This window comes from Pectobacterium carotovorum (genome assembly GCF_033898505.1).
Lineage (GTDB): Bacteria > Pseudomonadota > Gammaproteobacteria > Enterobacterales > Enterobacteriaceae > Pectobacterium > Pectobacterium carotovorum_J.
The window spans coordinates 227,996-252,002 of sequence record NZ_JAXAFK010000003.1 but is presented as its reverse complement, the minus strand read 5'-3'; the positions used below and the strand labels follow the sequence as shown (position 1 = coordinate 252,002).

At 51.7% G+C, this 24,007-nt stretch carries 17 protein-coding genes, 1 pseudogene and 1 CRISPR repeat array; of the genes and pseudogenes, 13 read left to right on the top strand and 5 right to left on the bottom strand.

The window, feature by feature from the left end:
- Positions 1-369: 369 nt before the first annotated feature.
- The 7 genes from R9X49_RS15850 (at position 370) to R9X49_RS15820 (ending at position 8,847) form a co-directional block, all read left to right on the top strand.
- A complete protein-coding gene (locus R9X49_RS15850) occupies positions 370-2,832 on the top strand; it encodes a hypothetical protein (protein ID WP_319849305.1) in 2,463 nt (820 codons plus the stop codon).
- A 1-nt stretch (position 2,833) separates the two neighbouring features.
- Positions 2,834-3,940: a glycoside hydrolase family 105 protein gene (locus R9X49_RS15845; RefSeq protein WP_039465869.1), complete on the top strand. Its 1,107-nt coding sequence runs from the start codon at positions 2,834-2,836 to the stop codon at positions 3,938-3,940.
- Positions 3,941-3,942: 2 nt separating this feature from the next.
- Complete coding sequence (locus R9X49_RS15840) at positions 3,943-5,034, top strand: sn-glycerol-3-phosphate ABC transporter ATP-binding protein UgpC (protein ID WP_319849304.1); 1,092 nt, start codon at positions 3,943-3,945, stop codon at positions 5,032-5,034.
- A 23-nt stretch (positions 5,035-5,057) separates the two neighbouring features.
- Positions 5,058-6,053 carry a sugar ABC transporter permease gene (locus tag R9X49_RS15835; protein WP_319849303.1) on the top strand — a complete coding sequence of 332 codons (996 nt, stop codon included), beginning with the start codon at positions 5,058-5,060 and terminating at the stop codon, positions 6,051-6,053.
- A gap of 11 nt (positions 6,054-6,064) precedes the next feature.
- Positions 6,065-7,117 carry a carbohydrate ABC transporter permease gene (locus R9X49_RS15830; protein ID WP_319849302.1) on the top strand — a complete coding sequence of 351 codons (1,053 nt, stop codon included), beginning with the start codon at positions 6,065-6,067 and terminating at the stop codon, positions 7,115-7,117.
- Positions 7,117-8,154, top strand: coding sequence for a LacI family DNA-binding transcriptional regulator (locus R9X49_RS15825; RefSeq protein WP_319849301.1), 1,038 nt, complete (start codon positions 7,117-7,119; stop codon positions 8,152-8,154). Before R9X49_RS15830 ends, R9X49_RS15825 begins: the two co-directional genes overlap by 1 nt.
- Positions 8,155-8,232: 78 nt before the next feature.
- Positions 8,233-8,847, top strand: coding sequence for a hypothetical protein (locus R9X49_RS15820; RefSeq protein ID WP_319849300.1), 615 nt, complete (start codon positions 8,233-8,235; stop codon positions 8,845-8,847).
- A gap of 65 nt (positions 8,848-8,912) precedes the next feature.
- Here the strand turns inward: R9X49_RS15820 and R9X49_RS15815 are convergent, their stop codons facing one another.
- Positions 8,913-9,371, bottom strand: coding sequence for a GNAT family N-acetyltransferase (locus tag R9X49_RS15815; RefSeq protein ID WP_319849299.1), 459 nt, complete (start codon positions 9,369-9,371; stop codon positions 8,913-8,915).
- 266 nt (positions 9,372-9,637) lie between these two features.
- Here R9X49_RS15815 and R9X49_RS15810 point away from each other — a divergent pair, with 266 nt between their 5' ends.
- Together R9X49_RS15810 and R9X49_RS15805 are read left to right on the top strand one after the other, a co-directional pair.
- Positions 9,638-10,648 carry an AraC family transcriptional regulator gene (locus tag R9X49_RS15810; RefSeq protein WP_319849298.1) on the top strand — a complete coding sequence of 337 codons (1,011 nt, stop codon included), beginning with the start codon at positions 9,638-9,640 and terminating at the stop codon, positions 10,646-10,648.
- 372 nt (positions 10,649-11,020) lie between these two features.
- Positions 11,021-11,863 (top strand): oxidoreductase, encoded by an 843-nt coding sequence (locus R9X49_RS15805; protein WP_319849296.1) that lies wholly within the window; start codon positions 11,021-11,023, stop codon positions 11,861-11,863.
- Between the two features lie 302 nt (positions 11,864-12,165).
- On the opposite strand, the gene ssb1 is transcribed toward R9X49_RS15805, so the two are convergent.
- Positions 12,166-12,708, bottom strand: coding sequence for a single-stranded DNA-binding protein SSB1 (gene ssb1, locus R9X49_RS15800; RefSeq protein WP_039283288.1), 543 nt, complete (start codon positions 12,706-12,708; stop codon positions 12,166-12,168).
- A gap of 251 nt (positions 12,709-12,959) precedes the next feature.
- Here ssb1 and uvrA point away from each other — a divergent pair, with 251 nt between their 5' ends.
- A complete protein-coding gene (gene uvrA, locus R9X49_RS15795; RefSeq protein WP_180778596.1) occupies positions 12,960-15,794 on the top strand; it encodes an excinuclease ABC subunit UvrA in 2,835 nt (944 codons plus the stop codon).
- A gap of 15 nt (positions 15,795-15,809) precedes the next feature.
- Positions 15,810-15,938 (top strand): annotated as a pseudogene (locus R9X49_RS15790) (YjbQ family protein); the annotation flags it as partial.
- 17 nt (positions 15,939-15,955) lie between these two features.
- Here the strand turns inward: R9X49_RS15790 and R9X49_RS15785 are convergent.
- The 3 genes from R9X49_RS15785 to R9X49_RS15775 all read right to left on the bottom strand — a co-directional run bounded on the left by R9X49_RS15785 (position 15,956) and on the right by R9X49_RS15775 (position 19,089).
- Complete coding sequence (locus tag R9X49_RS15785) at positions 15,956-16,954, bottom strand: VirK/YbjX family protein (protein ID WP_319849295.1); 999 nt, start codon at positions 16,952-16,954, stop codon at positions 15,956-15,958.
- 370 nt (positions 16,955-17,324) lie between these two features.
- Complete coding sequence (locus R9X49_RS15780; RefSeq protein WP_319849294.1) at positions 17,325-18,389, bottom strand: ATP-binding protein; 1,065 nt, start codon at positions 18,387-18,389, stop codon at positions 17,325-17,327.
- A 1-nt stretch (position 18,390) separates the two neighbouring features.
- A complete protein-coding gene (locus R9X49_RS15775) occupies positions 18,391-19,089 on the bottom strand; it encodes a response regulator (protein ID WP_319849293.1) in 699 nt (232 codons plus the stop codon).
- Positions 19,090-19,242: 153 nt separating this feature from the next.
- Here R9X49_RS15775 and R9X49_RS15770 point away from each other — a divergent pair, with 153 nt between their 5' ends.
- Positions 19,243-20,370, top strand: a complete 1,128-nt coding sequence (locus R9X49_RS15770) for an efflux RND transporter periplasmic adaptor subunit (RefSeq protein ID WP_319849292.1) — start codon at positions 19,243-19,245, stop codon at positions 20,368-20,370.
- A gap of 40 nt (positions 20,371-20,410) precedes the next feature.
- Complete coding sequence (locus R9X49_RS15765; protein WP_319849291.1) at positions 20,411-23,515, top strand: efflux RND transporter permease subunit; 3,105 nt, start codon at positions 20,411-20,413, stop codon at positions 23,513-23,515.
- Between the two features lie 150 nt (positions 23,516-23,665).
- Positions 23,666-23,934: direct repeats of the CRISPR family, unit length 29 nt; unit sequence TTTTCTAAGCTGCCTATGCGGCAGTGAAC.
- Positions 23,935-24,007 lie beyond the last annotated feature (73 nt).

Here is a 24,007-nt window from a genome sequence, read left to right as displayed (position 1 = left end):
GCGGTTTATCCTGTCTTTTGATTAATGCAAATTTGCATTCATCTGTCATTTTCATCATGCAATCATGGACAGAACCCTGATTGATTTATGTGAAGCAGGTTAAAGATATTTTAAATGTTGATTTAAATAAAGCGTTTTTGTGATATTAATCACATATATAAACGTGAGAATCTTATTTATTAATGCGAAATGTCAATAAATGAATGCAAATGACATTTTTATGCAAATTTGCATTCTAATTGCGATATCACGGTGCAGGAATTGGCTCGTTGCCCTAAATATTGGCAGCGTACGCACAGCGAAAGTGCAAATAAGTGCAGCCATACATTTTCGTTATTTTATTTGTCAAAGCCGTAAACAGGATTCCGTATGAATATCGGTTGGAAATTAAAGAAGAACGGCGTCATTAATCGGTTTTTGATTACCGATTTGACGGAAAAACGTTATTTCGCCGAGCCGGATACGCTGCCGGATAAGGTGAATTACCGCTTTATTAACGGCTTTGTCGATGTCGGCGTGTTGCCCTGCCGCGTGCGTTTTTTGCAGGAGGAAGCAAAGCGTGAGGTGACGTTGCCGGACGATTTACGCTTCCCGCTGATGTGGAGCGGCGGCGATGAAAGCCGCAGCGTGAATTTCAGCGATTTCTGGCCGTGTCCGGTGCACGTTCAGCGTTTTTCCCGCTGCGTGATTCACAGCGACAGCGCGCAGGCCGCTCCCTTTACGCTCAGCACCTGCGGCGGGGTCACGCTGTGGCTGAACGGCGAGCAGGTTGCCCGCTTTACGCCCTTTACCCGTAATACCGAACAAACCTGTGCTATCACGCTGCCGCTGCAAGCAGGGATGAACACGCTGGTGGTACATAGCGAAGAGCTGTGCGAGCGCGATACAGATTACCTGTTTAGCCTGTGCTATCAGGGGGAAGACACGCTCTGCTGGCAGCTTGACGACGACGCGGCGCTCAGCGCACAACTGACCGCGCTGGATAGCTGGGTGAACGGGCTGACGTTGGAAAATAACCTGATCCAGCCGCCCGTGCTGGTGCTGAACAGCACGCAGCCGCTGCCGGAATCCGTGACGATGGCGCATCGCTTGATTGGCAACGTCAACGAATCCGTCCCCGTATGGCAGCAGAAACAGACGCTGCCTGCCGGCAATCTGGGCTGGCAGGTGGATCTGCCTGCGGTTCTGGTTGGCTATTACGATCTGGTCTGCGCTGCGACCTGCAACGGCATTACGCTGACGCGCACCCTCAGCTTTGGGCGCTTGCCTGAGCAAACGATGCCTGCGCTGCCAACATTAGCGGCACGGCGTGAAGCGGTACTGCGCCATACCGCGTTACACGGTTTTGAGCGCCTCGGGCGGCTGCTGGCGATTGTCGCGACGAGCGAGGGCAACGATGCCGCCGCGCCGATTCTCAACAGCGCATTGCAGAAAATCAGCCGCCGTGAAGACTGCGCTGATTTCCAACTGGTGCCGTTGATTTGGCTGTGGCAGCGCTATCAGGGGCAACAGTTGCCGCCGCAGGACTGGCGGCGCGTGCGCAGTGCCATTCTCGGTTTCCGCTACTGGATTGATGAACCGGGCAACGACACCATGTGGTTCTGGAGCGAAAACCACTGCCTGTGTTTCCACGTCGCACAGTATCTGGCCGGGCAAAACTTCCCTGATGACACCTTTCCGTGCAGTGGTCGTCGCGGGCTGGAGCAGAAGACGATAGCTCACGAACGCCTGACGCGCTGGTTTGATTCCATTCTGGAACACGGGCTGGTGGAGTGGAATTCGGCGGCCTATTACCCCATCGATCTGATCGGGCTGGTGGCGCTGTACGAACTGGCGCAGGACGCCGATCTGCGCGAGAAATCCCGCGTGGTGATTGACCGCATCATGCTGATGACGGCGTGGGTGCATCAGAACGGCGTTGCGGTTGGCACCATGGGACGCGCCTACGATAAAGAGCTGCGCTCCGGCATGTTGACCGAACTGTCTGGCCTGTGTGCGCTGATGTGGGGCGAGGGCTGGCTGATTCCGCACTGCGCTGCGCTGCCGCTGCTGTGCCTGAGCGACTATCAGCCGCCGGAAACGACGGATCGGATTGCGCACTGGTCACTGCCGCACGGTGCAGAAGCACGCTGGGTACAAGGGCTGAACCGCAGCGCCCGCATCATTGCCTGGAAGCAGCGCGATGTCGCCTTTTCTTCCGTTTTCGATCATCACCCCGGCGAGCATGGGCACCAGCAGCATCTGCTGGATGTGCGGCTAGGTACGCACTATGCCGCCCGCCTGTGGGTGAACCACCCCGGCGAGGATCGCCCTGACGGCGTGCACCGTCCTTCTTACTGGGCGGGCAACGGACGTTTGCCGCACCTGATGCAGCATCGTAATCGCGCGCTGATGGTGTTCGAGCTGCAACAGGATATCCGCCCGTGGACACACCTTTATCTGCCGCAAACCGCGCTGGATGAGGTCATCGTTGAAGATGTCTGGTGCTTCGTGCGCGGCGGCAACGGCTATGCCGCGTTTCATAATCCCGCCGGATTGCAGCCGTTTGCGACCGCAGGCCAGCAGGCGGAAGGCGAACTGCGGGCGTATGGCGAGCAGAACGTGTGGTTCGTTGCCGTGGACAGCGGCGACGGCGCGCAAGGATTCATCGCATTCGCTGCCCGCTTCCGCGGGCGTTCTCTGATACAGGACAGCGACGGCGTGCGTATCGACGATCCCGATTACGGCGAACTGGCCTTTAGCCACGCGGCAGGATTCAGCGTGGCGCAGCAGCCTTTCATTTTTCCCGACGATGTCCCGGTCGTCCTGCAGTTCAACACAGGAAACCCATGACATGCAGACAGGTTCACTTAACCGACAACAAACCGAAGCGCTGCTGGCGCAGGTGGCGCGGGCATTTTGCCGCCTGAAAGCGATCGACAGCGTGACGCAGGACGACACGCCGGACGCCGGACTGACGATTCAATTCGAAGAGTGGGATTGGGAGGTCGGCGTCGGGCTGTACGGTTTCTGGAAGCTGGCGCATCTGACGCAGGACGACACCATGCTGACGACGCTGGCGAACTGGTATCAGCAAAAGCTGGATGCCGGGCTGCCGCCGCGTCAGATCAACTCGACGGCGCCGATGCTGGTGCTGGCGCTGCTGTGTCAGGACAAACCGGATGCCCCCGCGCAGTGGCGTGAAACCGTGAGCGACTGGGCGGACTGGCTGCTGCACTCGCTGCCAAAAACCGAGGATGGCGGTTTCCAGCACACGGTGAAAGAGCGGCCGAATACCGGACAGCTGTGGGATGACACGCTGTTTATGGCCGGTCTGTTTCTGGTGGTCGCGGGGAAATTACTCTCCCGTCGCGATCTGATCGAAGAGGCGGAATACCAGCTCGTCACGCATGCGCGCTATCTGGCCGATGTGCGTAGCGGGCTGTGGTATCACGGCTGGACGTTCGTCGGTCGCCATCACTATGCGAATGCGTTCTGGGGACGCGGCAACGCCTGGATCACGCTGGTGCTGCCGGAAATGCGGGTGCTGGCGGAGGATCAGCTGTCCGCGCCGGTACTGCGCACGCTGGAAGCGATTCTGGAACAGCAAACGACCACGCTGGCGCGCTGCCAGCACGAGTCCGGCCTGTGGCACACGCTGCTGGATGACCCGGATTCACCGCTGGAAACCTCCGCCAGCGCCGGATTTATCGCCGGGATTTTGACGGCACGTCGACTGGGCATGCTGCACGATTTCCCGCAGGACGTACTGGAAAAAGGCTATGCCGCCGTGGTGGCGCAGATTGACGCACAGGGCGTGGTGCAGGGTGTCTCGGACGGCACAGCGATGGGGCACGACTTACAGTTCTATCGCGATATTCCCAATGTTGCCGTGCCTTACGGGCAGGCGCTGGTCATGCTGATGTTATTGGCACAGTTAGATTCTGTTTGCGAGGGCTGACAATGGCGAGTCTGGAACTAAAAAACGTCCACAAAAGTTATGGTGCGGTGAACATCATCAAAGGCGTGGACTTAACGATTCATGACGGTGAGTTCATGGTCTTTGTCGGCCCGTCGGGCTGTGGGAAATCCACGCTGCTGCGCATGATTGCCGGACTGGAAGAGATCAGCAGCGGTGAACTGTGGATTGACCAGCGCAAGGTGAACGATCTCACGCCAGCGGAGCGCAAGATTGCGATGGTGTTCCAGTCTTACGCGCTCTATCCGCACCTTTCGGTGCGTAAGAACCTCGCGTTTGGGCTGGAAAACCTGCACTTCCCTAAAGCGGAAATTAACAGCCGTATTGATGAAGCGGCGCGTATGTTGGGGTTGGAACCCTATCTGGATCGCAAGCCGCGCGCGTTGTCAGGTGGACAGCAGCAGCGTGTAGCGATTGGCCGTGCGATTGTGCGTGAACCCGATCTGTTCCTGTTTGATGAACCGCTCTCCAATCTGGATGCCAAGCTGCGCGTGCAGACGCGCGGCGAGCTGTCCCGACTGCACCAGAAACTGCGCACCACCATGATTTACGTGACTCACGATCAGGTGGAAGCGATGACGATGGCGCAGCGCATTGTGGTACTGAACGCCGGCCGCATCGAGCAGGTTGGCACGCCGCTGGAGTTGTTCAATCGGCCGAAAAACAAATTTGTCGCAGGCTTCATTGGTTCACCGCGTATGAACATGTTCCCGGCACAGATTGTCGCCACCTGCGCAGACGGCCTCGAAGTGCAGTGTCCGTCGGGCAATCGTCTGGTGCTGCCGTTTATCGGCACAGTCGGACAGAACGTCACGCTCGGCATTCGCCCTTCGCACTGTGAGCTGGTGGAGGAAGGCGAGGGGATTGCGCTGTGTGTCGATCGCTGCGAGATGATGGGGCATGAGACTTTCATCTACGGGCGGATGGGCGGCATTGACGATGAGATGATCGTCCATCTGGCGCAGCACCGCGAGTTCGCAGCGGGCGAATCGGTGTTCGTCCGCTTCCCACCGGCGTATTGCCATCTGTTCGATGGTGAAACGGATGACACATTGCCGCGCTGTACCGAGCATTAATTATCGCGACGGGAGAGGACGACATGAGAAAGATTGCCTTACTGCCCGCAGGATCGCTGATCGATAAGCTGGTAACGCCAGTGGAAAAAGCGGTGAATCTGCTACAAAAACTCGGTGGCCGCAAAGTGATGCCGTGGTTTTTTATCGCGCCTAATATGCTGCTGTTCGCCGTATTTGTCTTTATTCCGATTCTGCTGGCGGTGTGCTACGCCTTTACCGGCGGCACCAATATTCTGCTGTGGGAACGCCCCTACGTGGGCGTGGATAACTTTTCTACGCTGTTGAGCTGCGGCAACTACGCTGAGCCATCGACCTGTGAACAGGATCTGTTCTGGACTGGCGTTTACAACACGGTGTCGTTCACCTTTTTCAACGTGCTCTGCACGCTGCTGGTGGCGCTGGTGACGGCGCTGATCCTCAACCGCAAGATTATCGCCCGTGGCTTTTTCCGCGCCATGTTCTTCTATCCGGTGCTGCTGTCGCCGGTAGTGGTGGGCCTGATCTGGCAGTGGTTTCTTAACCGCAACGGCCTGTTGAATCTGGTGCTGTCGTCGCTGGGCGGGCAGCCGATTACCTTCCTGCTCGATCCGACGCTGTCGCGCTTCTGGGTGGTGTTTGTCTCCGTCTGGTTTCACGTCGGGTTTTATACCCTGATCCTGCTGGCCGGATTGCAGGCGATCCCGCGTGACATTTATGAGGCTGCGGCGGTGGACGGTACCTCGCGCTGGCGCGGTTTTTATCGCCTGACGCTGCCGCTGCTGGCGCCGAACATTCTGGTGGTGGTGATTCTGTTGACTATCAACAGCGTGCAGATCTTCGATGAAGCCTGGGTGTTAACCAACGGCGGTGGGCCCGGTACGGCCAACAGTTTCATCGTGCAGTACATCTATCAGACCGCCTTTTCGTCGAACGCGTCACTCTACGGGCTGGCTTCGGCGGCCTCGGTGCTGATGGGCGTGGTGCTGATGATCCTGACAGCGTTGCAGTTCCTGCTGACACGTCGGCTGGAAGGGAAATAATAACGGGAGCCATGATGAAAATAATCGCATTTCTCACCCGTACCCGTCATCCGGGGCGCATTCACATAACGGATATCATGAGCTGGGTTTGGCTGGTGGTCGGCACGCTGCTGGTGCTGATTCCGGTGATGTGGGCGGCGATGTCGTCGTTCAAAACGCCCGCGGAGATCAACCGTTTTCCGCCCAGCTTTCTGCCGCAGGCGGCGGATACCATCACGCTGCCGGAGTACCCGAAGCCGCTGGAACTGTGGCAGGTTAAGCAGGATGACGGCGAGGCGAAAACGATGGCATTGGTTAGACGCATCGGCCTGATTGCACAGCTGGTGAACCCGGATGCGCCGAGTGAAGTGGTACGTGTATCGACCAAAGATCTGGTGCCGATGAAGGCCTTGCATCTGGAGACGGAGAACTACACGACGCCGATAACGAAGTTCCACTTTGCTACTTACCTGAAGAACACCGTGTTCGTGACGGTGATGGCGACGCTGCTGACCCTGTTGCTCAGTTCGATGGCGGCGTTTGCGCTGTCGAAATACGAGTTTCGTGGGCGCGGTACGGTGCTGACGCTGTTTCTCTCCACCATGATGATTCCGCTGTCGGTGGTGATGGTGCCGACGTTCCTGGTGGTGATTGGCCTGAATATGGGCGATAACCTATGGGGCGTGATTATTCCCACAGTGGCGACGCCGACCGGTGTATTCCTGTTGCGGCAATATATGCTGACGATCCCTGATGAGCTGATCGAGGCGGCGCGTATCGATGCCGCCAGCGAGTTCCGTATTTACTGGAAGATCATCCTGCCGCTGACCGCGCCTGCGCTGGCGGTGCTGGCGATCTTCTCGGTGATCTGGCGCTGGAATGATTTCCTCTGGCCGCTGATCGTCCTCTCCAGTCAGGATAATTTTACGCTGCAAATTGGCCTGAACGCGTTTCAGGGGCAGTTCTCGGTGCAGTGGCACTATATACTGGCGATGACGATGCTCTCGCTTCTGCCGGTGACGGCGGTGTTCGTCTTCCTGCAAAAATACATCACGACGGGGATTGCCAACACGGGGATGAAATAATGGCGACACTCAAGGATATTGCCGATCGCGCGGGGGTTTCCATCAGCACGGTTTCCCGCGCGCTGAACGGTACAGCACCGATCAGCGCCAAAGTCAGGCAGCACATTATGGCGATTGCCACCGAGCAGGGCTATCCGCTGCATAAAGTGGCCAAAGCAACCGTCGCGCAGACGGAGCCGCTGCGCCATATTCTGCTGGCGACGCCGCGTAACCTGATGCTGGAGAGTGAGTACAATCTGGTGTCGCTGACGCTGATTAACGCCCTGAAAACGCTCTGTCTGCAACGTAATATCCAACTGCGTCCGTTTTTGGGGGAGCATGACACCATTAACGAACAGCAGCTATTGCGTGAACTTCAGGGCGGAAAAGAGAGCGGCATTCTGATTGTGAATGACGATCACCCGACGCTGTTGAACGCTGTCGCGGAAAGCGGGATTCCGGCGGTGCTGATCAACGGTGAAGATCCCTCAATGCGGCTGAGCAGCGTGACGCCCGCCAACCACTATGCGGCGGCGGCGGGAGTGCGCTACCTGATCGAGCAAGGGCACACGCGGATCCTGCACCTGACCTGGACGTCGCGCATGACGATCAAACAGCGCGAGCGCGGCTATCGGGACGCGCTCATGCAGGCGGGGATTGCGGTGGATGAGGATCTGATCCTCTCGCTGCCGGATTTCCACCCGCGTACGGCGCGTGATGCGCTGCTGCGCTGGCTAACGGCGAATCCCGATAGGCTGGGGGTTACCGCGATTTTCTGCGCGGCGGATAATCAGGCCATCGGCGTGATCGACGCGCTGTATCAGCACGGGCTACGAGTGCCGGAAGACATGTCGGTGATGGGAATGGACGACATCCTGCCGTTCGATATGCTGCCAGTCTCGCTCACCACGGTGCATCTGCCATTTGAAACGATTGCCCGTGCGGCGCTACAGCTGCTGGCGCAGCAAATGACGCCTTCACAGGCGCTTGGTATTGCCCAGCGCACGGAGCTGGCCGGACAGGTGGTGGTCAGAGAGTCGGTTCGGCGGGTGGAGTAGCGAAGATCAACGTAGCGGGTTCATTCATGTTGTGCTCAAATCCCTTACTGTGATGACTTTGTGTCTAAGGAGGGAGTGATGGATATTGAACAGAGAAACACTGGCGAACATCAAACGGTTATCAATAATGAATCCGGCGTTATTAACGTCAATAATCACCACGGGCAATACACCAATCTGGTGGGTGAAAACACGGCTCGCATTTATAAGGAAATCTCGCATTCTGAGCAGAGTAAGTTCATTGTCAGCTTTGTGGCCGTGTGTTTATTGCCGGGATTGAGTCTTGTCGCGGATCTTATGCAGATTCATCCTGCAATCAACTTGCCGCTGTGGGCATATGTCATTGCATTCGGGGTGATATTTGCTGTGGTGGTGGCGGGATATTATGACAATCTCCGCATTTTGGTCTCCGGCGCGCCGAATAAAGAGGAATGCAAACAGCTTTATGCCGACAGGTTATTTAGCAGAACCGAGGACGGCTATATTGTATTTACCCACACGACGGCGTGTATTTATCCTGACTGCTGCGGAAAAATTGTGATTTCGACACCTCCAGAGAGATACAACGGAGAATACTCTTTTTTCGGTAAATGCAGTCTGGCTGGCAGGCAGCATTCTTATGGTATCGACTATAACTTCAAAGCGTATCCTATAAAGGTGGACTGGCGGCCAATACCCAAGTCGAACAAATAGCGCTTTGGTCGTGAGTGCCTGACGCCGCACAGAAAGTCTGTGCGGCGGCAATCTATTTTTTATCGTTAAAGCGGCATTCTGTATTCTATAACGCCCGGTTTTTCCGCCACCCAATCATAAAGTCGCTGGGCTGTTTGATTGGTTTCCTGAGTATGCCAATACAACCGATCGCAGTTTTTTTCTCGTGCCTGTTCTCTCACGTATTCAATCAGTTTTTTGCCAACGTTTTTACCGCGAGCGGTGGATGCAACGAAAAGATCTTCTAAGTAACAATAAGAGTTTACTCCCCAGGTGGAGTCGTGAAAAACAAAGTGCACGAAGCCCACAATGTGTAATCCTTCTCTCGCTACCGCACAATACACAGGGATATCGGCTTTAAAAAAGCGGCTCCAGGTGACTTCCGTGACCTCATCGGAAAGCTGCACCTTATAGAATTCCTGATAACTCTTCCAATAGGGCAGCCACAGCTCGTGATCTTCTGGCTCAACGGGATTAACCCTAATTTCTTGGTCTGTATTCATCATTTTATTCTCATAGTATCGTGGATAAGTGCTGGCAATCAGGCTGATATTTACCGGAATAAAATAGCAATGAAATAGATGGATAGGCCCCTCCACTTATTGGGAGAGGAGCAGACCAATTCTTTCACTCCCTATAGCCGATGCATGAAATGGCACCAATTGCGGGTTTCTTGGCGCACTTTGCATATATTGGGCATCGCGCGTTGGCATATACTCACTGCTGTGGGGTTTACGTGTAGGCCTGCTTTTCTCGCGACAATGGAGATTTCATGACTCGTAATCAGGGTTTTCCTTTAGATATTGGCTGGCGGACTTTGCTAAAGGATTTTGGATTTCGGCCTGAGCATGTCTTGCGCCGGGCGGGGTTACCGGAAGATCTCTTTTCCCGTGGAGAACAGACGCTTTCCGTAGAGGATTACTTTCGGTTTTGGCGCAGTCTGGAGACGGAGGCTGACGATCCATTATTTCCCTTGAAACTTATCGAGCTGGTAAGCGTGGAACTCTTTGATCCTCCTCTTTTCGCGGCGCTCTGTAGTGCGAACCTGATGCAGGCTACGCAACGGCTTGCCAGATACAAACAGTTGATACTCCCTATGCGTCTGGATATTGATGTCGCCAGCAATGGTGATTTGAACGTTTCACCGCGTTGGCTGTTTGCACAGGGAGAGGTCCCCGCTTCATTACAGGTTGCAGAGATCGCCTTTCTGGTTCGGCTGGCTCGGTTAGCGACACGCGAACCTGTTAAGGCCAAACGCGTTAGCCTGCCCGTTCCTCCTTCCGCTGCTTATGCGCCAGCCTATAAGGCGTTTTTCGGCGTAGCAGCACACTACGATCCGAACTTGAGTGTGACGTTCTCCGCCGCAGATGCCCTTCGCCCGTTTTTGACCGTCAACGAAGGCATGTGGCGAGTATTTGAACCTGAATTACGTCGGCGTTTGAGCGAGCTGGATGCCGAGGCCGCGATCACCGAGCGTGTGCAAGCCTTACTGCTGGAGTTAATTCCCAGCAACACGGCAACCATTGATACCGTTGCGGAGCGTCTGGCGATGAGCAAGCGGACGCTACAGCGTCGCTTAGAGGAGGAGGGCGCGAACTTCCGCGCGCTGGTTAACCATACCAGAGAGAAACTGGCCCGGCATTATCTGGCTAACTCTACGATGTCCGGTGGTGAAATCGCTTTTCTTCTTGGTTTTGAAGACCCTAACTCGTTCTATCGTGCATTTCAGGGATGGACAGGGCAAACGCCTGACAATGCACGTCAGGCGATGCGATTGAATTGATGCGTTAAACCGAAAGCGGAGCAATCACGTGTTGATTAGATGGCGTGAATATTAATGTCTAATCAATGCGTTCATCCGTTTTCTACAGCCCCTCTCGATACCTATTCCGCCACAATACCCAGTAAAAAAACACCCAGTACCCCCCCCCATAAACCCACCTTCGGCAATCCGATCGCGGCGATCCATTTCATCCTCTCAATCGCACCACTGAACGTTCGCCGAACGCGCTAAATACGGCTGGCGCAATCTGCAAGTGCTATGGCGTATCGCGCTAGATGATTGGCGCACGCTGCCTTATATAGTGGCAACCCTATTCACGCGGTTCTGAAAACGGCCCGCTTGCAACCTTTACGACAGACAGGAATAGCCAATATGAACGCGAAAGTTTCTTTAGTCACAGGGGCGTCTTCTGGAATCGGGCAGGCGACGGCCCTCAGATTAAAAGCGCTGGGCCACACGGTATATGCCGCGGCTCGCCGAGTCGACAGAATGAAAAATCTGGCCGATGCCGGTATTCACACGCTGGCGATGGACGTAACCGATGACGCCTCTATGCAGGCCGGTATTGATGACATCCTCAAAAAATCGGGACGTATCGACGTGCTGATCAATAACGCGGGGTATGGCTCATACGGGGCGCTGGAGGAGGTTTCACCTGATGAGGCTCGCGAGCAGTTTAACGTCAATATCTTTGGCGCCGTTCGCCTGATTCAACTGGTGCTGCCCCACATGCGTGCTCAGCGCTCCGGCACTATCGTCAACATCTCTTCGATGGGGGGCAAGATGTATACCCCACTGGGCGGCTGGTATCACGGAACAAAATTCGCGTTGGAAGCGATAAGTGACTGCCTGAGACTGGAGGTAAAGCCGTTCGGTATTGATGTGGTGATCGTTGAGCCGGGAGGTATCAAGACCGAGTGGGGGAGTATCGCCGCGAATAAACTGCGCGACGTCTCCGGCACGGGCCCCTATGCGCCTCAAGCGGTGGCAATGAGTGAATCGATGATTGGGGAAGCGAACAGCAAACGTCTGTCACCTCCGGAAGTCATTGCTGACACGATTGCTCGTGCAGTAAGCGCACGGCGACCAAAAACACGTTATGCGGTTGGCTTCAGTGCCAAACCGATGATCTTTTTGCGCGGGCTGTTATCCGATCGGGCCTTTGACTGGCTGATCGGCAGCGCGACAGGCGTATCTCGTCACTGGAAAAGCTAAGACGTATTTCTTTTTTAACCACCAGCTACGGACACAGTTCTGCAACTTGTCGACATGAATGAACCACCTCTCCGGTTTTTTCTCGGTACCGAGGGGCTACCAGTTGCGCGCGCGGCTTATGCAGCAAGATTGGCTGAGTGGGAAAAATGGGAGGATGTGTCTAACGCAGCCCAAGGCGTATCCCGCCGTCAGACTATCGCAAACTAGCTAGAACCGCAGAGTCGGCCCCAATAACAAAAACCACCGCTTCAGGATGAAGGCGGTGGTTTTTGCGCATATGAACGTCAAATGGGAGATCGAACTCAGAACGGAATGTCGTCGTCGAAATCCATTGGCGGTTCGTTGCTTTGCGCCGGAGCGCTGTTTTGTGCCGGACGCTGTTGAGACTGCGCGCCGCCGCTGAACTGGTTGCCACCCTGCGGCTGCTGAGGTTGACCCCAACCGCCTTGTTGCTGACCGCCACCTGCGTTACCGCCTGCTGGTGCGCCACCGCCCTGGCGTCCACCCAGCATCTGCATGGTGCCGCCGACGTTAACGACGACTTCGGTGGTGTAGCGCTCTACGCCAGCCTGATCGGCCCATTTGCGGGTTTGCAGTGCGCCTTCGATGTAAACCTGAGAGCCTTTACGCAGGTATTCGCCCGCCACTTCTGCCAGTTTGCCGAACAGCACCACGCGGTGCCACTCGGTCTTCTCTTTCTGCTCACCGGTTTGCTTGTCACGCCAGCTTTCTGACGTAGCCAGCGTGATGTTGGCAACTGCACCGCCATTCGGCATATAGCGGACTTCCGGGTCTTGACCCAGATTCCCGACAAGAATCACTTTATTAACGCCTCTGCTGGCCATGCTCGTCTCTCCTGATGAATCGGTAGATTTATTTTCTAAGTCTAAACGATCAATCTTACCATGGGAAAACTCTCTGTCATACCTGCGAAATGGCTTCAGAAATGAAAGTAAGATTTGCAGCGTTTGCAAAGTAAACGGGTTTAATACTGGATATCCATTCAGTTTTTTTTGTGCCATAATTGCTCGTTTCGTACCGGTTCTCTCCCTTCGAGAGGCGATGACAAACCGTTTTTATTCCGGGAAGTGTGTGAATGGATAAGATCGAAGTTCGTGGTGCTCGTACCCATAATCTCAAGAATATCAACCTGATAATTCCCCGCGACAAGCTGATCGTAATCACCGGTTTGTCTGGTTCGGGTAAGTCATCGCTGGCGTTTGACACGCTGTATGCCGAAGGGCAGCGGCGCTATGTGGAATCACTCTCCGCTTACGCCCGTCAGTTTTTGTCGCTGATGGAAAAACCGGACGTCGATCATATCGAAGGGCTGTCGCCCGCCATCTCTATCGAACAGAAATCGACCTCGCATAACCCGCGTTCTACGGTCGGGACGATTACCGAAATTCATGACTACCTGCGTTTGCTGTTTGCACGCGTAGGTGAGCCGCGCTGCCCAGAGCATGATGTGCCGCTGGATGCGCAGACGGTCAGCCAGATGGTGGACAACGTGCTGGCGCAGCCGGAAGGCAAACGCCTGATGCTGCTGGCGCCGATTGTGAAAGATCGCAAAGGTGAACACAGCAAGACGCTGGAAAATCTGGCTTCACAGGGCTATATCCGCGCCCGTATCGACGGCGAAGTGTGCGATCTGTCCGATCCGCCGAAGCTGGAATTACAGAAAAAACACACCATTGAAGTTGTCGTCGATCGCTTTAAAGTGCGTGACGATCTGGCGCAGCGATTGGCGGAGTCGTTTGAAACCGCGCTGGATCTCTCCGGCGGCAGCGTGGTGGTCGCGGATATGGACGATCCTACCCAGCCTGAACTGCTGTTCTCAGCGAACTTTGCCTGCCCGGTGTGTGGCTACAGTATGCATGAGCTGGAACCGCGTATGTTCTCGTTCAACAACCCGGCGGGCGCGTGCCCGAGCTGTGATGGTCTGGGCGTGCAGCAGTTCTTCGATCCGGCTCGCGTGGTGCAAAACGCGGAGCTGTCGCTGGCAGGCGGCGCGATTCGCGGCTGGGATCGCCGTAACTTTTACTATTTCCAAATGCTGCGCTCACTGGCGGAGCACTACAAGTTTGACGTCGATGCCCCGTTTGAAAGCCTGAGCGCCGCGGTTCAGAAAGTGATTCTGTACGGCTCCGGTAAAGAGAACGTCGAATTCAAATATATCAACGATCGTGGCGATACCTCTGTACGCCGCCATCCGTTCGAAGGCGTGCTGCACAACATGGAGCGCCGCTATAAAGAAACGGAATCCACGGCGGTGCGCGAAGAGCTGGCGAAATTCATCAGCAACCGTTCCTGCGCCAGCTGCGGCGGGACGCGCCTGCGTGAAGAGGCGCGTAACGTGTTTGTTGAGCAGACGACGCTGCCGCAGATTTCCGATATGAGCATCGGCCATGCGATGACGTTCTTCCAGAATATGAAGCTCAGCGGGCAGCGCGCCCAAATCGCCGAGAAAGTGCTGAAAGAGATTGGCGATCGGCTGAAGTTTCTGGTGAACGTCGGGCTGAACTATTTGTCGCTCTCCCGCTCGGCAGAAACGCTGTCCGGCGGTGAGGCGCAGCGTATTCGTTTGGCAAGCCAGATCGGTGCGGGGCTCGTTGGCGTCATGTACGTTCTGGATGAACCGTCCATCGGTCTGCACCAGCGCGACAACGAGCGCCTGCTGGAAACCTTGATTCATCTGCGTAATCTGGGCAATACCGTCATTGTGGTGGAACACGATGAAGACGCGATTCGCGCCGCTGACCATGTGATTGATATCGGCCCCGGCGCGGGCGTGCACGGCGGCCAGATTGTCGCAGAAGGCACGATGGAAGAGATCATGGCGGTGCCAGATTCGCTGACGGGGCAGTTCCTCAGCGGTAAACGCAAGATTGAAATCCCGAAACAGCGCGTGCCTGCGGATCCGACCAAAGTGCTGAAGCTGATTGGCGCGAAGGGCAATAACCTGAAAGACGTCACGCTGACGCTGCCGGTTGGGCTGTTTACCTGCATCACCGGCGTGTCGGGATCGGGCAAATCGACCTTGATCAACGATACCTTGTTCCCACTGGCGCAGCGCCAACTGAACGGTGCGACGCTGGCGGAGCCCGCTGCTCACCGCGAGATTCAGGGGCTGGAGCATTTCGATAAGGTGATCGATATCGATCAAAGCCCGATTGGCCGTACGCCGCGTTCCAACCCAGCAACCTACACCGGTATTTTCACGCCGATTCGTGAGCTGTTTGCTGGCGTGCCGGAAGCGCGTACACGCGGCTACAACCCCGGCCGTTTCAGCTTTAACGTGCGCGGCGGACGCTGTGAAGCCTGTCAGGGCGACGGCGTGATTAAGGTCGAAATGCACTTCCTGCCGGATGTCTATGTGCCGTGTGACCAGTGCAAAGGCAAGCGCTATAACCGCGAAACGCTGGAAATTCAATACAAAGGCAAAGGCATTCATGAAGTGCTGGATATGACCATCGAAGAAGCGAGAGAGTTCTTTGATGCCATTCCGGCGCTGGCGCGGAAGCTGCAAACGCTGATCGACGTTGGCCTGTCCTACATTCGCCTTGGGCAGTCGGCTACCACTCTGTCCGGCGGTGAAGCGCAGCGTGTGAAACTGTCTCGCGAGCTGTCAAAACGCGGAACCGGACAGACGCTGTATATTCTCGACGAACCCACGACTGGTCTGCACTTTGCCGATATTCAGCAGCTTTTGGCCGTGTTGCATCAGCTGCGCGATCAGGGCAATACCATCGTGGTGATTGAACACAATCTGGATGTGATTAAGACGGCAGACTGGATTGTCGACTTAGGGCCGGAAGGCGGCAGCGGCGGCGGAGAAATCCTGGTATCCGGCACGCCGGAGACGGTAGCAGAGTGCGAACAGTCTCACACCGCACGTTTCCTGCGACCGATTCTGGCGCGCGAAGCCTGATAGTAGGGTACGGCGATGCGGACGCAGTATGAAATCCGCCTGAAGCCCAAAGCCAGAGATTTCCATCTGGTGACTGACGAAATACTGGCGCAGGTTGTTACACTGCGCCAGATAAACGTCGGGCTGATGAGACTGTCATGTAAATGGGGTTCTTAACCGCTTCATGCCTCGTGCTTGTCATAGAGCGAATAACAAGTCCCGCCTTGCTCCCTTTGAGCATTCCTGTTTTTTTCAAAATGCAGGGCTATTGCTTCCTCGATAGAATCCAAAAGTTGAAATCTCTTCTTATATTCCGATCTTTTTTTACTCGGAATATCACTAAGCGATTTACGAGGGATAAAGCATGGCGCTGTATAGACGTCAGCCTTCTCGGTTGCTCCAATTGACTGCCATAGCTCATCATAATCGGCGTGCATAAATTTGAGCCTTTTTCTGTATCGCCAATTGTTGTAAATATGGCTTTTATTTCCAGCCATCAAGATTTTTTTTATTTCTAATTGCTTTCCAAGAAAAGCCAGCGATTCGATCAGCATCTTTTTCGGAAAAACTCCATGACAGGCTTTCGTTATGTTTTTTATTCTGTCATAGCTTCCATCAAGTTTAGCTCCCTGTATTCCCCCGACAAAAAAACAGAGTTCATTATCAATTTTTATGACGCTAAATGTGAGTTTCGCCAGAGGTTCACCATCAAAATCACGGAGGAGAATGGTCATTTCTCCCTCTTTGTTTAAGTTATCTATGGATAGCAGATCGATAGAAAAAGAGTGTGATTCTGGGGTGTCACATTTGTATAGATTTACACACTCTCCCACCGTGTAAAGGTCAAACATCTCTGGCGGTAAGATTTCCTCACAGATTTTATAGTGATTAACAATTGTTGCGATCCTTGATCTCATCGGGAAATTTTTTGTGAGATAAGGTCTGTGTATTTTTATAGGCAGGGAAGGCTGATTTGAAAGTATGCCTTCGATGTTTTTCAGATTTGAAATTTCATTCAAATACTGTATAGAAGAACGAAAATAAAATAATGTTCTCAACATGAACTTGAGTCTATTTTTCCTTTCCAGCCAGCTTGGGGAAGGTGTTACGTTCCCTACGGTTAAATCCCAAAAAAGGCTAAACCCATCATTTTTTCTAATGATCGTTCTGTTGTTTAACATCTTTAACTCTGATTAATAAAATCTAGTCGCCTTTTGAATGAGATAGATGTTGTATTTTAGATTCGTACTTTTCATTAGGCGGAACGAATTAAAAATATTTCTCTCACACTCATTACAGGTCGATTAGATGATTGTGGTGATGCATACTATGATACATTTTATTATGGAATATTTATCGATGGTCGATGGAGGCTGTGTGTAGAAGTGTTGTTTTTTATAAAATGATCGTTTTTATAAGGTGGTTTTTTATAAAGCAATAGTCTTTCTTTCCCCTTTCTCTAACGGCGAGGGGAGAGAATGCGTAAAGTAAGCATGTTTTTACTATGATTAATTTTAATTTTCAAGTGTGCAATAAATACAACTCCGCCTTTTAATTAATCGGTAATGATATCTTAAATCCCGCACCACCCATGGAACTGGTAAATAAAGTAATATTTCCTTTATGTGCTTGTATTATAGCGCTTACTACGGCTAACCCTAAGCCTGTCCCACCATGTTGTCTCGATCGTGAGTCTTCACCTCTTCTGAATGGCTCAAATAGCGAATCTCTTATTAATAAAGGAATTCCGGGTCCTTCATCTTCAATGGTAATAATGGCATTATCTTGTTCCCGAAAACATGAAACCATAACAAGTCCGGGCTGTGTATAACGTCGAGTATTGTCCAATATAGCAAGTAATGCCTGCCTTATGCGTACGGCATCACAAACCAGCGTTAGATCGTCCAATCGCGAGACTAAGGAGATTTTCTTCTCTGATAAGGAAGAACGCATAATTTCTGTGATGGCCTCAACTTCAACTTTTAGATCAACGGTATTTTGTTGTAGTGAAAGATAGCCGCTATCGGCGAGGCTTAAGGTACGCAAATCCTCAATTAATCTGGCAAGGCCGTCGGTTTGTTTAAGTAAATTGATGAAAAGCTCGTTCTCCGGTAGAAAAACGCCATCAGCAAGACCCTGCAGCCGGCCACGTAAGATTGTGACTGGGGTTCTTAACTCGTGAGCGATAGCGGCATTCCACGTTTTTATTTCTCCGGAGGTCACTTCGAGTTTCTCTGCCATAGTATTAAAATCGGCGATGAGCTGAGCGACTTCTAAAATTTCCACATTGCTGACTTCTGCCCTGGCGCTGAGTTTACCTCTGGTAATATCCCGGGCCGTTTCTGCAAGAGAATACATAGGCGACAGGATTTTTTTTGAAAATCTTATTGCGGTATATACTGATATGGCTAATGACAGTAAAATGGTAATAAAGGATAGAAACCAATCCTCTTCCGTCATCACAAATAGATCATTATATTCACTTTCATTGTGGCCCAGGTATTTGAAGGAAATCCAGGCGAAAACATAGTAGAAAGCCATTGTAACGACTGTTGAGTAAATTGTTACTCTGAACATCAGATACGCGAGTTCTCGGTTCAGTTTCGAATGTTTCATATTATTTCCCCAGACGATAACCAAACCCACGTATACTTTCAGGTACACCCGCTACACCGGCATTCTCTAATTTTTTTCGTAGTTTACTAATATGACTGTCTACGGTTCTTTCAAGCGCATCGCTTTCTGAAAAACAAGACTCCATGAGTTCCTGTCTGCTGAAAACTTTCTTGGGGTGTTTTATAAGATGCATGAGGATCTTAAACTCGGTGGTTGTCAGCTTGTAGCCTATATCTTCATTTGATTTTTTAATCAATACGCTATGTTCTGTTGGTGATATTTTAATAAGTTCAGATTCCAGCGTTTTTTCATTATTACTGACGATAGCATGATGGGTACGCCGTAATACGGCTTGAGTACGTGCGACAATCTCGGAAGGATTAAATGGTTTAACGACATAATCATCCGCGCCTATTCGAAGCGCTGAAAGTTTATCGGCATCTTCGTCATTAGCTGTCAACATGATGACAGGGGTTTCTCCTCGCCTTCTGATTTCTGCGAGCACGGCCCATCCGTCCAATCCAGGCATGCGTATATCAAGAATAATCAGAGAGGGTGAGAATTTCTCGTGATAATCAAGCCCCTGGACTCCATTATTTGCATATAACGTGTCGTACCCATCTCGTGCGAGATAAGCAATGAGAATATCCGCTATTTCAGCTTCATCCTCTACAACTAAAATTAATGGCTTTTTATTCATAATAATTAACCTATTCTAAAAGTAATGCGCTGTTAAGTAGTTTTTAATATTTTTGTTCTCCATTCATTCTCCACATAACACGCAAAAAATCTAAACCTTCATAGTTTACCGTTCTGAATTGCGTTTTGCTCTATTTTATAAATCGGAATTTATATGAAAAAACTGGGGATGATTTTTTTTGCCGCAGCGGCCGTGTTGGGGGCGAGTGGCTGTAATGATAATAAAGAAACCTCCTCAACGACGGAAAGTGCTGATCAACATGTACGGGTTGCGGAGTTAGCTCCCGCTGATATCTATCTGGAGCGCGTCTGGCCTGCGCGAGTCATTGCTATGCGTACCGCTGAAATCCGTCCTCAGGTCGGAGGAATTATCAAATCTCGTCTGTTTACGCAGGGCTCGGAAGTTAAAGCAGGGCAACCACTGTTTCAAATCGATCGCGCGCCTTTTGAAGTGGATGTCGAAATAGCCTCGGCGTCACTCAAGCGTGCTGAAGCTTCATACCGTCAATTACGTCAGCGGACAGACAGGCTCGCACAGTTGCAAAACAGTGGTGCGGTAAGTCGGCAAGATTATGACGATGCAAAAGAAAATACCGCACAGGCTGCGGCAAGCGTTGCAGAAGCGACAGCTTCGCTAAATAGAAAAAAACTCGACCTCGCTTATTCAACTGTCAGATCGCCGATTGATGGCAGGATCGAGCAAGAATTCGTGACGGAGGGCGCTCTTGTCAGTACAGACAATTCTCAGGCCATGGCTATCGTTCAGCAAACGACAAAAGTCTACATCGATGCCCGGTTGCCTGCTTCTGAATTGAAAATGCTGCAGGGGATAACAAGCCCACAGGATGATAAAAGCCACATCGCGATCGCGATTCTTGATGATCACAATCAGCCGTACGAGCTTAATCCCCAGATGCTTTTTTCAGGAAGCAGCGTCAACAGTGAAACGGGGGACGTGGTCGTCAGAGCCGTGGCTGATAACCCGCATCGGCAAATGATGCCCGGAATGTATGTGCGTATGAAGATAACCCAGCTGCAACAAAAAGGTGGGCTATTGGTGCCGCTTCAGGCGGTGCAGCATGAAAATGGCAGGGCCTTCGTCTGGGTCAAAAATAAAGAAGATAAGGCGCAGTATAAAGCGATTCAGATTGGCGAACAGACGAATCAAAGCGTCGTCGTGCTAAGTGGAATGAGTCCCGGAGACATGTTGATTGTGGAGGGGCAGGAGAGGCTCCAGGACGGTGTTCGGGTCAAATCAGAGCGTTGGATACCGAAAAGTTAATTCAAAGCCATAACGTTATAACAAGACACAGGAACCCCTGATGCCTCAGTTTTTTATTAATCGTCCCGTTTTTGCCTGGGTTATTGCGTTGTTTATTATACTGTTCGGGATTGTCTCAATCCCACAGCTTCCCGTTGAACAATATCCTTCAGTCGCCCCTCCAAGCGTAACAATAACGGCGAGTTATCCCGGTTCGACACCTCAGGTAATGGATGAGTCTGTTGTGTCGCTCATTGAGAAAGAATTATCTGGGGTGGATAATTTGCTCTATTTTGAGTCATCAAGTGATACCTCTGGCGCTGCTTCCATCACGGTTACATTTAAACCCGGTACCAATATTAAAATGGCTCAGGTTGATGTGCAGAACCAGCTCAAAACTGTCGAGCCCAGATTGCCCCAAGCCGTTAGGCAAAATGGGTTAAATGTTGAGGCCGCGTCGTCTGGTTTTCTGATGATGGTAGGGCTCACGTCGCCAGTGGGAAAATACAGCGATGCGGATCTGAGTGATTACTTTGTTCGGAAAATATCCGACGAACTCCGACGTATTAACGGGGTAGGTAAAATTCAGGTTTTTGGCGCGGAAAAAGCGATGCGTATTTGGCTCGATCCGGCGAAGCTCATTTCTTATCAGCTCACGGTAAGCGATGTGACGACGGCGATTAGCGAGCAAAATGTCCAAATTGCACCGGGTCGGCTTGGCGATGCTCCCACCGTCCCGGGCCAGCGTTCAGGATACCCTCTTACTGTCAGCGGGCAGTTGGGAACGCCTGAAGCGTTTCGCCATATCGTATTAAAAGCCGATTCGAAAGGCGCAAATGTGACTTTAGGTGATGTCGCGAGAGTTGAGCTTAGCCTTCAAGCCTTTTCGTTTACTACACGAGAAAATGGCCAGCCTTCCACTGCTGCGGCTATCCAGCTTTCCCCTGGGGCAAATGCTGTTCAAACATCCGCAGCGATTAAATTAAGAATGGATGAGCTGGCAAAATCATTGCCCGATGGCATGGTATATTCTATTCCGTTCGATACCGCTCCATTCGTAAAAATTTCTATCGAAAAAGTCATCCATACATTTATAGAAGCCATGGTGCTCGTTTTTTTCGTGATGTACCTTTTTCTGCAGAATATTCGCTACACATTAATCCCCGCTATCGTAGCGCCTATCGCATTGTTAGGAACATTTACTATCATGCTGATAGCCGGATATTCAATAAATGTTTTGACGATGTTCGGTATGGTTTTGGCGATAGGAATCATTGTTGATGATGCCATTGTCGTCGTCGAAAATGTTGAACGCATAATGGCTGAAGAAAGGCTGCCTCCAAAAGAGGCGACTGAAAAAGCAATGCGTGAGATTACCGGTGCGATTATTGGTATAACACTTGTCCTCACCGCTGTTTTTATTCCGATGGGGCTTGCTAGTGGTTCCGTTGGAATTATCTATCGACAGTTTACGCTTTCAATGGCTGTCTCTATTTTATTTTCGGCATTTTTAGCGCTGACGTTAACCCCTGCGCTATGTGCCACATTACTCAAGCCTTATTCACCTGAAACGCATAAGCATGGTCGCTTCTTTAATTGGTTTAACGCATTTTTTGAACGTTTAACGCTGCGTTATGAATCCGGTGTTAAAAAGGTAATAAAAAAAACAGGCCGAATGATGGTGCTTTATGGTGCCCTCTGCTTTGTATTATTTTACGCGCTTAAAATGTGGCCTTCTGCATTTCTTCCTGATGAGGATCAGGGACATTTTATGACGTCGATACAGCTTCCAGCGGATGCGACGCTTGAGAGAACAGAAAATGTGGTGAAACAGTTTGAAAAAATCGTTGGGGAACGTCCGGGTATTGAAAGTAATCTCTCCATTCTTGGATTTGGTTTTTCGGGATCGGGCACCAACTCAGCACTGGCATTCACTACATTAAAAGACTGGGATGATGAAAACAGACTCACCGCTCAGGAAGAGTCTGCCTATGTTCAGGAGAAAATGGGCAATGTGGCTGAAGCTACCGTTGCCAGCCTGTTGCCCCCTCCCATTTCTGAAATGGGAACGTCATCCGGTTTTACACTCCGGCTTGAGGATCGTTCTGGGAAAGGAGCCAAAGCCTTTTCAGATGCGCTGCGTATGATGCTTTCGCTGGCAGAAAAGAGCCGTATCGTAACCTCTGTCTATCTGGATGGTTTGCCCGAGGGGACCAGCATCAATCTCAACATCGATCGGAAAAAAGCGGAGGCCATGGGCGTATCCTTCAATGAGATTAACCAAACGTTATCTGGCGCAATGGGATCGGCATATGTTAATGATTTCCCGAATAATGGCCGGATGCAGCAGGTTATTGTGCAGTCAGATGCGCCATATCGTATGCAGCTGAACAATCTGCTTTCTCTGTATGTACGCAATAAAAATGGCGGTATGGTTCCTCTTTCTGAGTTTATTAATGCTGATTGGCAGCAAGCACCCCAGCAACTCGTCCGGTATCAGGGCTATCCCTCTTTCAGACTCTCGGGGTACGCCAATGATGGTTATTCTTCGGGGGATGCAATGAGGGAAATGGAGAGAATTGCTCAGCAGTTACCGCCAGGATTTGTGGTTGAGTGGACCGGGCAATCGCTTCAGGAAAAACAATCGGTATCTCAGGCACCTATGCTTATGATTTTATCTATGCTGGTTGTGTTCCTGGTGCTGGCAGCATTATATGAAAGCTGGTCAATACCGCTATCGGTTATGTTGGTTGTTCCTCTGGGACTGATGGGGTCTGTGGCCGCTATTTTTTTAAGAGGGATGCCTAATGACGTCTTTTTCAAGGTCGGCTTAATTACGATTATTGGCCTCTCAGCTAAAAATGCCATTCTAATCATTGAATTCGGTAGGCAATTACACCAGCAAGGAGAAAGCCTATTTAATGCAACGGTTAAGGCCACGCGTTTACGCTTGCGTCCCATAATAATGACGTCGTTAGCATTCACACTTGGCGTTGTTCCTCTCATGTTGGCATCCGGTGCAAGTTCAACGACTCAGCATGCAATAGGGACTGGTGTTTTTGGTGGGATGATCAGTGGCACATTGTTAGCGATATTCTTTGTGCCGGTTTTCTTTATTTTCGTGATGTCCTTAGTAGAGAAAATTAAACGAAGTCGGAAAGTATAAAATTAATAATATCGCTGATGGGCTATTTTTATAAATCTAGCCCTCATTTTTATTTTCATAAGATATTTATATTTTAGTCGTGGAGCGCTATTGACGGTGTTTTTATATGACATACGGCAGTGAGCCGCGATACGTCAGCGCCTTTTTCATGTTTCTAAGCTGCCTATACGGCAGTGAACGCTCTGTCGGTCGAAGTGTTCTATCTTCTCTTTTTCTAAGCTGCCTATGCGGCAGTGAACGATGTGGTATCCCGACTATGACGGTTATTACTTTTCTAAGCTGCCTATGCGGCAGTGAACAAACCAAAAGAATCGGCGTACTACGTCTGGCATTTCTAAGCTGCCTATACGGCAGTGAACGAAGCCGCAGAACGCGGCGATTTAGCTGCACATTTCTAAGCTGCCTACACGGCAGTGAACTTCTGAGTGGTGCGACTTCCCTTCCGGTACTTTTTCTAAGCTGCCGGATAGGCAGCTTAGAAAGAATGAAATT

Bases quoted from the DNA above. Each gene is read 5' to 3' on its own strand.
- R9X49_RS15850 (WP_319849305.1), top strand. From the start codon at position 370: ATGAATATCGGTTGGAAATTAAAGAAGAACGGCGTCATTAATCGGTTT.
- R9X49_RS15845 (WP_039465869.1), top strand. From the start codon at position 2,834: ATGCAGACAGGTTCACTTAACCGACAACAAACCGAAGCGCTGCTGGCG.
- R9X49_RS15840 (WP_319849304.1), top strand. From the start codon at position 3,943: ATGGCGAGTCTGGAACTAAAAAACGTCCACAAAAGTTATGGTGCGGTG.
- R9X49_RS15835 (WP_319849303.1), top strand. From the start codon at position 5,058: ATGAGAAAGATTGCCTTACTGCCCGCAGGATCGCTGATCGATAAGCTG.
- R9X49_RS15830 (WP_319849302.1), top strand. From the start codon at position 6,065: ATGATGAAAATAATCGCATTTCTCACCCGTACCCGTCATCCGGGGCGC.
- R9X49_RS15825 (WP_319849301.1), top strand. From the start codon at position 7,117: ATGGCGACACTCAAGGATATTGCCGATCGCGCGGGGGTTTCCATCAGC.
- R9X49_RS15820 (WP_319849300.1), top strand. From the start codon at position 8,233: ATGGATATTGAACAGAGAAACACTGGCGAACATCAAACGGTTATCAAT.
- R9X49_RS15815 (WP_319849299.1), bottom strand. From the start codon at position 9,371: ATGATGAATACAGACCAAGAAATTAGGGTTAATCCCGTTGAGCCAGAA.
- R9X49_RS15810 (WP_319849298.1), top strand. From the start codon at position 9,638: ATGACTCGTAATCAGGGTTTTCCTTTAGATATTGGCTGGCGGACTTTG.
- R9X49_RS15805 (WP_319849296.1), top strand. From the start codon at position 11,021: ATGAACGCGAAAGTTTCTTTAGTCACAGGGGCGTCTTCTGGAATCGGG.
- ssb1 (WP_039283288.1), bottom strand. From the start codon at position 12,708: ATGGCCAGCAGAGGCGTTAATAAAGTGATTCTTGTCGGGAATCTGGGT.
- uvrA (WP_180778596.1), top strand. From the start codon at position 12,960: ATGGATAAGATCGAAGTTCGTGGTGCTCGTACCCATAATCTCAAGAAT.
- R9X49_RS15785 (WP_319849295.1), bottom strand. From the start codon at position 16,954: ATGTTAAACAACAGAACGATCATTAGAAAAAATGATGGGTTTAGCCTT.
- R9X49_RS15780 (WP_319849294.1), bottom strand. From the start codon at position 18,389: ATGAAACATTCGAAACTGAACCGAGAACTCGCGTATCTGATGTTCAGA.
- R9X49_RS15775 (WP_319849293.1), bottom strand. From the start codon at position 19,089: ATGAATAAAAAGCCATTAATTTTAGTTGTAGAGGATGAAGCTGAAATA.
- R9X49_RS15770 (WP_319849292.1), top strand. From the start codon at position 19,243: ATGAAAAAACTGGGGATGATTTTTTTTGCCGCAGCGGCCGTGTTGGGG.
- R9X49_RS15765 (WP_319849291.1), top strand. From the start codon at position 20,411: ATGCCTCAGTTTTTTATTAATCGTCCCGTTTTTGCCTGGGTTATTGCG.